Below are 13,134 nucleotides of genomic sequence, written 5' to 3' on the forward strand. Positions count from 1 at the left end.
AAAATCATTTTAACTCAATGCTCATGTACTTTCCAGGTTGGTCTGGATTTTCAATGAACCAGCCGGGGTTCCCATTGCGATCTCTTCCTAATTTTGCACCGGGAACGGGGAATATATCAGACGAAAGGTGAGCGGAATTATCTTCGTTTTCTTCAGTATCTAACGATTTTTTTACAAAAAAACCGGCTTCAATTAGTTCATTGACACTTTCGAGACAAGCCTTGATGATCAGGTCAATTTCTTTATCAGAATGTGCAGCGGTAATAAAACACGGAAAACCGTCCCAGATGTGAATGCCTTTTTCCCGCATCAGGGTAAAGAGCAGCTCGCTGTACGGGATTTCTTCGTTGAATTTCAGCTTCCAGAGTGAGCCAAATTGCGCCACGAAAAAGGGGAGTTGCTGCCGCCGAAAATCGGCATTCAATGTTTCGGCAATCCGTTCGGCTTTGCGGGTTAATCCTCTTTGCAAATCCGGCCCCAGCTCTTTCATGCGGGTGAGCGAGGCTTTGGCGGCTGCCAGCGCCAGCGGGTGTCGGACAAAGGTTCCGGCAAAGTATGTAACGCCAATTTCCGGAAAAGACGCATCGCCGTATTGCCAGAAACCGCCATCGAGGGCATCCATGAACGCCTTTTTGCCGGCAATGACGCCGATGGGTAAGCCGCCACCCACCACTTTTCCGTAGGACGCCAGGTCGGCTTTGATGCCAAACAGGGCCTGGGCACCGCCCGGATGCATGCGAAAACCGCTGATGACTTCGTCAAAAATCAAGGCCGTTCCCGATGCAGCCGTAATGGCCCGAACTTCTTTTAAAAAGGCAACCGGTTGAAATTCAGGACGGCGGCTTTGCACCGGCTCGACCAGTACGGCCGCCAGTTCGTGCGCACGTTCCCGAATGATGTTCAGCGATTCGTCGGTGCCATAGTCCAGAATCAGCATGTTCTGCACCGCTTCCGGCATGATGCCCGAAGCCGCCGGAAACGACTTCAGTTTTCGTGTTCCGCGCACGATCACCTCGTCCACAATACCGTGGTAGGAGCCCGTAAAAGCAACAATCAGTGAGCGACCCGTAACCGTTCGGGCAATGCGCATCGTTCCTAAAACCGCTTCGGAACCGGTGCTGCACAAGGCGATCCGATCCATGCCCGTAAACTCGGCAATCAGATCACAGACCTCTCCGGCCAGCTCGTGCTGCGGCCCGATTTCGAAGCCCAGTTCAATCTGTTCGTGGAGCGTTTCTTTGATTGCATCGGGTTGATAACCAAAGAGATTGGAGCCAAAACCGTTTAGGGCATCGATGTATTCATTGCCGTCGATGTCCCACAACCGGCTGCCTTTTGACTTGTTGACCACCAGCGGATAAACGATTTCCTTGGTCAGTGGCTTAAAACCCGAAACCACCCGTGGATCGGCCATCGCAGCCCGGTGTTTTTGCGAGTAGGCTTTACTACCACCGGTTTTCTGGTTGTACCGGGCCGTCAACTCCTGTAAAAACCGCTGTTGGCGCGGAGTCAGTTCGGTCACCTGACGGTCGATACGGGCTGTTGCGCCGAACGGTTTTTTGATCTCGATCGCTTCTTCGGGTGTCAGATCCGCCAGTTTGGTCGAAGCTGGTTTTCCGTTGGAAGAAACCGAAACCGGGGCAGCGGACGGAACCGCTGGCAATGTCGATTGGCTTCCTTCAAGCAACGCAACCTGCTTCGCCAGAATCTGTAACTGCTGGGCAATCAAGCCAATGGCTGAATCGTTGGCTGTTAAAACCGGTGATGCTCCGTTTTGGGCGACGGTCATTGGAACTTGAAACTCGGGTTGAGTCGGCGCAGGCTGGTAAGCATCGGCGGGCAACTGCTGGTCCAGATAGGTCGCTAACTGATCGAGGTTCGTGAATTCATCGTTCAGTTGCCGAAATGTGATGGGCAACCCAAACTCTTTTTTCAGAATGATCGCAACCTGCGTGAGCAGGAGAGAGTCCAGGCCAATCTCCAGAAAACTTTGGTCGGGCGAAACCTCCCCCATTTCGATCCCCGAAGCTTCCTCCAGCAGTTCTTTTACCTTTTCAATGAAGGTTGTTTTTCTCATGATTGGATGTGGTACGGAGGAATTATCCGGACGGGTAACCAGCTCGGTTTGAGCCGGACGAGTTGATGCTGGTTGAATCGTTTTCGGCGGATCAAGCCAGCAATGTTTTCGGTCAAAAGCATACGTCGGCAAGGGCAGTCTGACCCGATGCTGTTGAGCATAAAAAGCGTTCCAGTTTGGTTGTAAACCGTTGAGCCAGAGTTGCCCCAGCGCCTGGAGCAGGGTCTGGCTTTCGATTTCTACGCCTTTGCAGTTTCCCAGACTTGTCACCACCGGATGCTTGCCGACTGCCGGATGTTGTCGCGCCAGTGTCGCCGTGACATTGCCCGGTCCGACTTCCAGACAAAGCGGATTGTCCAGTTCCGAAACCACCTGCAGGGCGTCGGCGAAGCGGACGGTTTGTCGCAAATGATTGGCCCAATAGGTTGGGTCGGCGGCCTGTTCGTCGGTCAGCCAGGTGCCGCTCACGGTCGAAATAAGCGGTTTTCGGGGACGATTCAGCGAAATTGTCGCGACGCCCTCCCGGAACGTACCGACAATCGGATCCATCATGGCCGAGTGAAATGCGTGACTCGTCACCAGTAACCGGTTTGGAATTTCTTGTTGGTCCAGCAGATTAATAAAGTCGGCGATGTTCGGCTGAGGGCCAGCTACGACACAATGTTTCGGGCTGTTGATGGCGGCAATGGACAAGGTTTTCGGTAAAATTGCCCGCAACGCGTCGGCTTCGAGACGCACGGAGAGCATATCGCCGGTCGGGAGTTCACTCACAAGCTGCCCGCGCATCGCGATGAGTTTCAGAGCGTCGGCCAGCGTGAAAATACCGGCCAGATGAGCGCCCACAAATTCGCCGATGCTGTGACCGCAGAAAATACTGGGTTCAATGCCCCAACTCATCCACAACCGGGCCAATGCATATTCGGTAACGAAAAGTGCGGGCTGCGTATAACGGGTATCTCGCAGCCGTTCATTGGCTTTAGAATCAGGGATTTGGGCGTAAATAATGGCGCGGATGTCGATTTGCAGGTGAGGCTGCAACAGCTCCGCACAGCTATCGACAGCTTGCCGAAACACGGTTTCGGTTTCGTACAACTGGCGACCCATATTGAGGTACTGCGCGCCCTGTCCCGGAAATAGAAAAACGACCTCCCCCGGTTTTTGGGTAACATTTTTTTGGTTCGACAAATCCGGACGAATCAGCAACCGGTTTTCGGTTATTGGGCCATCTTTGGGTAAAACCAGAAACCGCCGATGGCTGAAATCGGGCCGGGTCGTTTGGAGGGTAAAAGCCACGTCGGCCAGATTCGTAGTGCGGTTTTTCTCAAGATAGTCGAACAATCGAGTGCCATACGCTTCCCGGCTGGCGGGTGTTTTCGCCGACCAGGTAAGTAATTGGAAATCACGGCCTGGTGAAGAAAGTTGCGGCCTGTTTTCAAATTCTTCGAGCACTACGTGGACATTCGTGCCCCCTACGCCAAATGAACTGACGCCCGCCCGACGCGGACCGTCCGACTCCCATTCACGGAGTGCGGTATTGACAAAAAAGGGACTATCCGCAAAGTTGATGTGCGGATTTGGTCTCGAAAAACCGAGGGACGCCGGAATCTGGCGGTGATGGAGCGCGAGGGCGGTTTTGATAAAACCAGCTACTCCGGCGGCCGCCGTTAAGTGTCCCATGTTACTCTTGATGGACCCAATGGCACACGACTGAAGAGGAACTGACGGCCCGAAGGCCAGTTTAAGTCCCTCCATTTCAATGGGGTCACCCAGCGGAGTCGCAGTTCCGTGGGCTTCCACGTACTGAATTGTGGCGGGGTCGATGCGGGCGTCGGCCATGGCCGTGGCGATGGCTCCGGCCTGTCCTTCGGTGTTGGGGGCGGTAAAACTACCCTTTCCGGCGCCGTCGTTGTTGACTCCCACGCCTTTTATGACGGCATAAATCAAATCACCGTCCTGTCGGGCGGCTTCCAGGTTTTTGAGGAGAACAACGCCCGCGCCATCGCTGAAAACCGTACCACTGGCGTTGGCATCGAACGACCGGCAGTGGCCGTCCCGACTCAGCATTGCCCCTTCTTCGTACAGATGACCGCTGTTGATGGGTGCGGTAATGCTGGCACCACCGGCCAGGGCCAGCTCGCATTGACCGTTTCGGATGCTTTCGACAGCCAGCGAAATGGCCAGCAGTGAGGTGGAACAGGCCGAATAAACACTGACGGCAGGTCCTTTCAGGTTAAGCTGGTAAGCCGTCCGGGAAGCGATGTAATCTTTTTCATTAACCGTCATGGCCTGAAAACCACCGATTTGAGTCATTACCTGCTGGTTGCCGTGCACATTGTTCAGGTAATATGTGTTGTTACCGCATCCGGCAAATACGCCAATTAAATCCGCAAATTTGGAGGGGAGATAACCGGTTTGTTCGAGAACCTCCCAGGCGATTTCCAGGAAAATGCGCTGCTGCGGGTCCATTACTTCGGCCAGTCGGGGGCTCAGTCCAAAAAACGCCGGATCAAATTGATCGGCATCAGAGAGGACTCCCCGCGCTTTTACGTAATTGGGTGCGTTTTTGAGGGCATCCGGAATGGAGGCATCCAGCTCAGCTTCAGAAAAAAACCGGGTGGTTTCTTTTCCCTGTTTCAGCAGTTCCCAAAGTTCCGGAATGGTGTTGGCTCCCGGAAAACGGCCCGACATGCCAATAACGGCCACATCCTCCCGATTCTGTCTGGTAACCCCTTTGTTTTTAGTCGCTTTTGGTAAATTGATGGGTTCACCGTCGATGAAAAGACTCAGTGCCCGAACGGTCGGATATTGGTATACTTTGGTTACGGATACGTCGCGCTCAAATTGCTGTTTTAGAAGGCTAATGCATTTAACGCTCAGGATAGAAGTGCCGCCCAGCTCGAAGAAATTGTCTTCCAGACCTACTTTATCCAACTGTAGGAGAGAAGCCCAGAGCGTGGCAATTTTCTTTTCAGTTGGTGAAACGGGTGCTACGTATAGAGCATTTAATTCGGATCGTTTTGTTTCCGGTTTTGGTAATAACTTTCGGTCTACTTTACCGTTGGGTGAAAGCGGTATTGAATCGATTTTTATCAATAACGCCGGAATCATAAATTCCGGTAAGCGGTTTTTTAAAAAAGCAAAAACCGCACTTTTTTCGAGCTTATCTTCGTTGCTGACGTAATAGGCAACCAATCGTTTTTCGCCCAAACTTCCCTCAACTGCGTGAGCAACACACCGGATAATTCCGGGATATAGCATCAAGGCATTTTCAACTTCGCCGAGCTCAATACGGAATCCCTGAATTTTAACCTGCTCATCGATTCGGCCCAGATATTCGATATTTCCATCGGGATGCCAGCGGCCTAAATCACCGGATTTATACATCCGCGCCTTCGGCTCATTCGAGAAGGGATCAGTCCGGAATTTTTCGTTGGTTAATGCCACATTATTCAGATAACCGCGGGCTACCTGCACACCGCCGATATAAATTTCACCCTCCGTTCCGACCGGGACAGGTTGCAGCGATTCGTCCAGCAAATAAATGGACACATTGGGCATCGGCTTGCCAATCAACAGCCCATTCTGAAAAACCGGAACACGATTCTGAACAGAAAATCGGTACGAAATGCAGCCCACGGTGGCTTCTGTAGGGCCGTATTCGTTGATGATTTCGGCGTTGATGCGGTTGTTAATGAGGAATTGAAAATGGCGCTGGTGCAAGGCTTCTCCGCCGACTACGTAGGTTCTGGTGCTCTGTTTTGCCCGATCGTCCGTTGCGCTTTCCAGCAACAGAAACTGCGCGGGTGTCAGTTTCAGAAAGTCGAACGGGGCCTGACGGATCAGTGAATCATCGTTGAAAACATTCAGCGGAGCTGCCGAACTGACAACGATGGTTTTTCCCGTTAGTAAGGGAACGAACAGCGCCGTTAACGATGCATCGAACGTCAAAGGGAGGTGAAAATAACTACCGGAATTGGAAGGGTTGGGAGACGAATAGTGCTGAATACTGCTTTGAATATAATTAGAAATTGACCGATGTTCAATCAAAACCCCTTTGGGTTTACCGGTCGAACCCGATGTATAAATGACGTAGGCTAAATCCGTGGGGGATACTAAAACCGGGTTGGCATTGTCGGAATTTATATAAGCGGTTTCGTTCGAATAATCAATTTCCAGAAGCGTAGTAGTTGAGTTGCTGATTAATGAAGCAGGCAATTCCGGGTGCGACTTCCGGCTGCATAAAATCAGCGGCATTTCCGTATCCGTAACGATATAATTAATGCGTTCGGCAGGATATGCGGGATCAATCGGTACGAATGCACAACCCGCCTTTAGAATAGCCAGTACCGCCGTGATCATCTCAGCGGAGCGATCCAAATAAATACCAATGAACTGTTCTTTTTGTACGCCTTTTAAACGAAGGAAATGAGCTAATTGAGACGATCGGTTATTGAGTTCGGCAAATGAAATAGCACTGGAAGAATCCAGGATGGCAATGGATTCCGGTGTTTTTGTCGCCTGTTGTTCAACCAACTGATGAAGTAGCAAAGCCGCATTTTTAGCCTGAAATGCGTTGATATCATCCGTTGAGTGCATTCTTTTATTGGTTAGGAGAAAACAATAAAAGAATGCAAATTCTATACCAACCTTTGAGGAAGTAAAGCTGCTTAAAGCGGGAATAAGTTACCGAATCGTGTAATTTTCCAGCGACTCAAGAAATAGGGCATCGATTTCGGCCCCGATTCCCCAATTGTCTGATAACCTAACTGCATATCCGTCATAAACAACACCGTCAACCACCGGATCGGCCGCGTGCTCGAAAGGAGCATCCAGATCGAAAAACGTAATATTTCGGCGGGCAGAGGCAAAATGGGCCTTCGCGGTAATCGCCAGCCGGGATTCGGACATACAGCCGATCATGCACGGAATACCGGCGGCTTCGGCAATCGTATTTATTTTCAGAGCGTTGAAGATACCGCCACTTTTAGATAATTTGATGTTAAAGTAATCGACCGCAGCTTCCTGCGCCAGCCGCAGCGCATCACGATGATGAAACAGTGATTCGTCGGCCATGAGGGGAACGGTGGTTTTTTGACGAAGTTGTTTCAGATCGGCTATATTCCAGGCTTTGACCGGTTGTTCGCAGTACTCAATATTCCAGTCCTGAATGGTTCTCAGCACATTCACCGCCGTCACATAGTCCCAGCCCTGATTGGCATCCGTTCGAATCGGAATCCCCCCGCCAACGGCTTCCCGAATTACTTCCACGCGCCGGATGTCGTCGCGCTGGTTGGTACCGAGCTTGACTTTGATGGCTACACCGCCTTTTTCCTTGATTCGAATGGCGTCCTGGGCCATGCGCTCCGGCGAATTGAGGTAAATCGTTTCGTCGGTCACCAGCGTCCGTTTGGTTCCGCCCAGAAAAGCATACAATGGCATTCTGGCGGCTTTCGCGGCCAGGTCGTACAGCGCCATATCGAAGGCACTTTTTAGGGTTGGATGATTCGGCAGGTAAGCGTCGAGCCGGTTCAGGTTTCCTTCGATATCCAGTGCGTTTTGCCCAATCAGCAGTCTGGCAAAATCACGCGCAGCAGCATACCCGGTTTCCTGGGTTTCGCCCACAATCATCCAGAACGGCGAACCTTCGCCCCAACCGATCAAGCCATCGGCGTGAATCCGGACAAGCAGATTCCGGGCGCTTTCGATGGTTCCCAACGAAATAGCGATCGGGGCTTTGAGCGGAATATTGAACTTGAAAACGTCGATGTGGCTGATTTTCATGCTCGTACCCACGGACTTTAGTCCGTGTAATCTAATCACGGGAGTTGATATGCGCTGCTGAAATGTAATAATCTCACGGACTAAAGTCCGTGGGTACGTTAGTTCGGGAACTGGGATTTGTCCAAACCCGGAATGATCCGCAGGGCGTTTTTGTAATACACTTTTTTCAGCACCTCGTCCGGCAACGCCATGCCGTACATCCGCCAGAACGCGTGGTATTTTTTGTGGTACGGGAAATACTCGTCATCGGTTTCCAGCACGCGGAAATAAGTTGCGTATTCCGACGGAACCCAACTGTCTTTGCCGAACAAAATCCGGTCCTGATACTTTTCAAAGAACTTGCGGGAGGCCCGCGGTTGCCGGCCGAGTTCGGCAATCACCGCCCCGATTTCGACGAGCATATTCGGGAACACCTTCATCAGGCTGTCCAGTTTGACCAGATCGTTCGGGTACCAGCCCATGTGGGCGTTGATGAAAGTGGTTTTCGGGTGTTTCCTGAATACATTGTGCTGTTCCGCAATGAGCTGCTGCCAGGGCACCGGATTGTCGGATGAGCGTTTCCGACCCGGATTGAGCTTCAATTCAAGCCAGCGTTCGTTGAAGCGGTCCATCGGGTCCCAGAACGGTTTGGGATCGGCGGTATGAATCAAAACCGGTACGCCCAACTGACCGCACTTGGCCCAGATCGGATCCAGGCGCGGATCATCCACCCGAACCCGTTTGCCGTCGACATCTTTTACATTGAAACCCAGACTCTTGTAGATTTTTAACCCTTTAGCGCCTTTTTTGATGTCGTCTTCCAACTGCTTGACGGCTTTCTCCGTCCAGCCTGGTTCGCCCACGTTGACGAAGTTGATGTTAGTAAAAACCGCCAGCCGTTTCGGGTAGCTTTTCTGCACATTCGCCAGGGCATTCTCCAGAAACGTGGTGCTTTCGGCGGTGTTCGACGTAAAACCGCGTCCGCTCAGGTTGACCATGATGCCCATATTCAGGCTGTCCATCTGAGTGACCAGCTTCCGCAAATCGGCCCGGTCCATCTCATACTGGTGGTTGTGAACGTCGATAAAGGGGTATTTGGCGCGGGTCAGTTTGTGTTCCGGTGTCTTGAGCGTCGAAACCGGTTCGTATTCCTCAAAATCGATCGGTCCGCTGGGGGTCGAAACTTTGGGTTGCGCGTAAGCCGTACCGAGCAGGAGGGACAGCGCTGAAAGAGCGGAGAAAAAGCGCAGGGATAGCGTCATATTTTATCAGGTAAATCAGTGGAATACAATCGTTTGCCGACAGACTCAGGCATAAATCAACGCAACGCAAAAAGCCGCAATGCCTTCTTTCCGGCCCACAAAACCGAGGTGTTCGGAGGTTGTGGCTTTAATCGAAATGTCATCTTCCGGGATTTGCATGACCCCCGACAGGCAGGTTTTCATCGCCGGAATGTGCGGATTCAGTTTCGGTTCCTGCAACACAACGGTTACGTCAATGTTCGAAACTTCATAGCCTTTTTCGCGAATCATTTTAAGCACTTCGGCCAGCAGCAATTTGCTGTCGACGCCTTTCCAGCGCGGATCTTTGTCCGAAAAATGGTAGCCGATGTTCCGCAGGTTTGCCGCGCCCAGCAACGCATCACAGATCACGTGACAAACCACATCGGCGTCGGAATGCCCCAGCGCGCCATGCGTGTGCGGAATCAGGATACCACCCAGCCAGAACGCCCGGTTTTCGGTCAGTTGATGCACATCGTATCCTTGTCCGACGCGGATTTTCATATTGGTTCAATTTATTCAGCCCGACCTACGCGGCCCGACCTACGCGGCCCGATAAAACAAGGTTGAGCGGTTTTCTTTTCGGAGTATCTGGCTGGCCGTCCGTTGAATATCGTCCGGTGTAATGGCCTGGATCCGTTCCGTTTCCTGATTGACCCAATCTGCATTACCGGCATTGGCTGCATACGCCAGGTTCATGGCCCGGTTGAGCAGTTCAACTTCCGAAAATGCCAGCGAGGCTTCCGCCTGATTCTTCACTTTCGCCAGTTCGTCTTCCGACATGGTTTGGCCAATGATCTCATTCAGAACCGATTCAATGGCCGCGTCTGCTTCCTCCAAAGAGACGCCCTGGTTCAGCGAACCGCTGATAACGAGTAAACCGGGATCGAGTGAACCGCTGGTGTGGGCCGAAATACCGGTAAACAGGGCCTGCTCTTTCAGCAATTTCTGGTATAACCGCGACGATTTTCCCCGACCTAACACATCGCTTAGCAAATCGGCGCTGTAGTAGCCTTCGGAGAAACGACCCGGCATGTGGTACACTTTATAAAGCGCATTTAAAGGGACTTCGGCAACGGTTTCCAGAAACCGGGCTTCGGTTTGTATGGGCTCCTGGGGCAGACTGCGAGCGTATACGTTGCCCGCCGGAATGGGTTCAAACCATTTCTTACACAACTGCTTGACCTGCTCGACGGTAACATTGCCGCCCACCACCAGATTGGCGTTGTTGGGGAGATAATGCGTATAAAAAAACTGTTTTACATCATCAAGCGTGGCGTTTTCGATGTGGCTGATGTCTTTCCCGATCGTGGCCCACCGATATGGATGCACCTTATACGCCAGCGGACGCAGTTTCAGCCAGATATCGCCGTATGGTTGGTTGAGATATCGTTGCTTGAATTCTTCGATCACCACTTTTTGCTGCACATCCAGAACTGCCGGGTCGAATGAAAGACTCAACATGCGGTCGGATTCCAGCCAGAAGGCGGTTTCCAGGTTGGCGGAGGGGAGCGTGATGTAGTAATTCGTGATATCGGGTGAGGTAAAGGCGTTGTTTTCGCCCCCGACTTTTTGCAGCGGTTCGTCGTAACTCGGAATGTTTCGGGAGCCTCCAAACATCAGGTGTTCGAACAAATGGGCAAAGCCGGTTTTTCCCGCATCCTCATCCCGCGACCCGACATTGTACAAAATATTAACCGTAGCCATCGGGCTCGTTGGGTCTTCATGAACGTAGACCTGCAAGCCGTTATCTAACACAAAATGCTCGAATCGAATCATGGCAAACTTTTTCGGTGGGGGTATCGTTAGGCGTTTTGAGAATAAACAAAAGTAAGGGTCAAATCGTATTCTTCAAAAAAGAACATTCCCGTAACTTGCCAACACGCCATCTCATGAAAAAATTCTGCTTTATTCTTTTCTTATTCGCCCCGTTTTTGGCTGTGGGTCAGTTGCTTGACGACGCCGGAGTGCAGCAGCTTCTTCTAAAAGCTTCGGATAAAATTTACAATTACGAATTTGACGAAGCCGACGATTACATTCGTCAGGTGAAAGCCAAATATCCACAGCATCCGGTGGTTCCGCTGCTGAAAGCCGTTGAAATGTACTGGCAATATTTACCCATCAAAGACAACAAATCGGCAACGGCGCAGTACACGAACTACCTCAACCAGAGCGTTGCGCTGTCCAAAAAAATGCTGGACCGGAATGAAGAGGACCCCGAAGGTGCCTTTTTTTCGCTCGCTTCCCACGGCTATCTGGCCATGAAATACCACTACGACAACGAGATGATGAAAGCCGTCGGAGAAGCTCAGAAAGCCTATAGTTACCTGAAAAAGGGTTTTAAATTAATGGAGAAAAACCCGGAATTCTATTTTTCAACCGGGCTTTACAATTACTACATCGAGCGGTATCCAATGGATCATCCGGTCTCAAAACCGCTGCTTCTTTTTTTTCAGAGTGGCGATATGGCGCTGGGTATGAAGCAGATGGAAACCGCCATCCGACGGGGCGTTTTTACCCGCACCGAAACGGCACTTTACCTGGGTCAGATTTACATGCAGCACGAAAGTCAATCCGCCCGGGCGGCTGCCTGCCTGAAACCGCTGGCGGATAAATACCCGCAGAACCCCATTTTTACGCTACGTTGTGCCGAAGCGCTGGCGCAATCAGGCCGGTATCGCGAGGTCCAACCGTATCTGGAGCGACTGCGGACGCTCCCGCAGAAATTTCTGGCCATGCCGATCAAAGTATTGGACGGGATAATCGAGGAAAAACTGAATGGCAATCCTAAATTGGCGGTTGAAAGCTACCAGGCTGCCCTTAAACTACCCGTCGACGATGTGTTTACGAAAGAGTTTGCGGCCCATGCCTACAGCGGTTTGGCCCGGATTTCGGCTCAGACGGGCGACCGAAACCGGGCGAAGTCGATGTACAAAAAAGTATTGAGCCTGGCCGAATACAAGTCTTCGATTCAGGAAGCGAAGAATTATCTGAAATCATAAGCACGCGCCAGGCAGGATGAAACGCCGGACATTTCTGAAAACGTCAATGGCCGCCGGGCTTTGGCCGGTTTTCCGAACAAAACCGGTCCTCCAGACCGTAACGGGTCCCGTCCGGGCGTCGGAACTGGGCCTGACGCTGATTCACGAACACATTCTGGTCGATTTTATTGGTGCCGACAAAATCAGTCCGGAGCGGTGGAAACGCCCGGACGTGGTGGCCCGAATGCTGCCTTACCTGCAAAAGCTGCACAAGCTGGGCGTTCGGACGCTGATCGAATGTACACCCGCCTACCTGGGCCGTGATCCGTTGTTACTGAAAGAGTTATCGGAACAGTCGGGTGTCCGGATGCTGACCAATACGGGGTATTACGGCGCGTCGAACGACAAATTTTTGCCCGCCCACGCCTTTACGGAAACCGCTGATCAGCTCGCCGACCGCTGGGTGGCCGAATTTGAAAACGGGATTGACGGAACCGGTATCCGACCGGCTTTCCTGAAAATTGGCGTCAATCCCGGACCCTTGTCCGACCAACACCGCAAACTGATTACCGCAGCCGCCCGGACTCACAAACGCACCGGTTTGACCATTTGCTCGCATACCGGGCCGTTCGTTCCGGCGTTCGAGCAGATTGAAGTTTTGAAAACGGAAGGGGTTGATCCGTCGGCTTTCGTATGGGTTCATGCGCAGGGGAACAATATGGTGCATTACGCCCGCGCCGTTCGTGAAGGAGCCTGGGTCAGTCTGGACGGTTTGGATGCGACGAATGTGAATCAGTACGTCGATACCTTGTTGCTGATGAAAGAAAACCGGTTTTTGCATCGAACCTTGCTTTCGCACGACGCGGGCTGGTACGATCCGGCGCAACCCAACGGCGGTTCCATCGGTCGGGATTATACGGTTTTATTCACCAAACTGATGCCCGAACTCAACCGGAAAGGATTTACCAAAAAAGACTGGAAGCAGATTCTGGTCGAAAATCCGAAGGAAGCGTTTTTAATTAAGGGTTAAGAATTA

Annotated in this window: 7 protein-coding genes; 2 read left to right on the forward strand and 5 right to left on the reverse strand. The window is 51.8% G+C overall.

What is annotated here, in order from left to right; genetic code table 11:
• Positions 1–4: 4 nt before the first annotated feature.
• From EHT25_RS17425 to EHT25_RS17445, 5 genes are all read right to left on the reverse strand, one after another.
• Positions 5–6,673, reverse strand: a complete 6,669-nt coding sequence (locus EHT25_RS17425) for a polyketide synthase (RefSeq protein WP_124876420.1) — start codon at positions 6,671–6,673, stop codon at positions 5–7.
• Between the two features lie 87 nt (positions 6,674–6,760).
• On the reverse strand, positions 6,761–7,858 hold the full coding sequence (locus EHT25_RS17430; protein WP_124876421.1) for a dipeptide epimerase: 1,098 nt from the start codon (positions 7,856–7,858) through the stop codon (positions 6,761–6,763).
• Positions 7,859–7,956: 98 nt separating this feature from the next.
• Positions 7,957–9,099 (reverse strand): amidohydrolase family protein, encoded by a 1,143-nt coding sequence (locus EHT25_RS17435; protein ID WP_124876422.1) that lies wholly within the window; start codon positions 9,097–9,099, stop codon positions 7,957–7,959.
• Positions 9,100–9,144: 45 nt separating this feature from the next.
• A complete protein-coding gene (gene ispF, locus EHT25_RS17440; protein ID WP_124876423.1) occupies positions 9,145–9,621 on the reverse strand; it encodes a 2-C-methyl-D-erythritol 2,4-cyclodiphosphate synthase in 477 nt (158 codons plus the stop codon).
• A 39-nt stretch (positions 9,622–9,660) separates the two neighbouring features.
• The gene (locus EHT25_RS17445) at positions 9,661–10,896 is read right to left on the reverse strand and encodes a M16 family metallopeptidase (protein WP_124876424.1); all 1,236 of its coding nucleotides are present in this window, start codon (positions 10,894–10,896) and stop codon (positions 9,661–9,663) included.
• A 113-nt stretch (positions 10,897–11,009) separates the two neighbouring features.
• On the opposite strand from EHT25_RS17445, the gene EHT25_RS17450 reads away from it, so the two are divergent.
• Together EHT25_RS17450 and EHT25_RS17455 are read left to right on the forward strand one after the other, a co-directional pair.
• Positions 11,010–12,119 (forward strand): tetratricopeptide repeat protein, encoded by a 1,110-nt coding sequence (locus EHT25_RS17450; RefSeq protein WP_124876425.1) that lies wholly within the window; start codon positions 11,010–11,012, stop codon positions 12,117–12,119.
• A 16-nt stretch (positions 12,120–12,135) separates the two neighbouring features.
• Positions 12,136–13,128, forward strand: coding sequence for a phosphotriesterase family protein (locus tag EHT25_RS17455; RefSeq protein WP_124876426.1), 993 nt, complete (start codon positions 12,136–12,138; stop codon positions 13,126–13,128).
• The last annotated feature ends 6 nt before the right edge of the window (positions 13,129–13,134 follow it).

The organism is Larkinella rosea (genome assembly GCF_003858635.1).
GTDB lineage: Bacteria > Bacteroidota > Bacteroidia > Cytophagales > Spirosomataceae > Larkinella > Larkinella rosea.

Coding starts and splice junctions, on each gene's coding strand:
- EHT25_RS17445 (WP_124876424.1), bottom strand. CDS start 10,896: ATGATTCGATTCGAGCATTTTGTGTTAGATAACGGCTTGCAGGTCTAC.
- EHT25_RS17450 (WP_124876425.1), top strand. CDS start 11,010: ATGAAAAAATTCTGCTTTATTCTTTTCTTATTCGCCCCGTTTTTGGCT.
- EHT25_RS17430 (WP_124876421.1), bottom strand. CDS start 7,858: ATGAAAATCAGCCACATCGACGTTTTCAAGTTCAATATTCCGCTCAAA.
- EHT25_RS17435 (WP_124876422.1), bottom strand. CDS start 9,099: ATGACGCTATCCCTGCGCTTTTTCTCCGCTCTTTCAGCGCTGTCCCTC.
- EHT25_RS17455 (WP_124876426.1), top strand. CDS start 12,136: ATGAAACGCCGGACATTTCTGAAAACGTCAATGGCCGCCGGGCTTTGG.
- ispF (WP_124876423.1), bottom strand. CDS start 9,621: ATGAAAATCCGCGTCGGACAAGGATACGATGTGCATCAACTGACCGAA.
- EHT25_RS17425 (WP_124876420.1), bottom strand. CDS start 6,673: ATGCACTCAACGGATGATATCAACGCATTTCAGGCTAAAAATGCGGCT.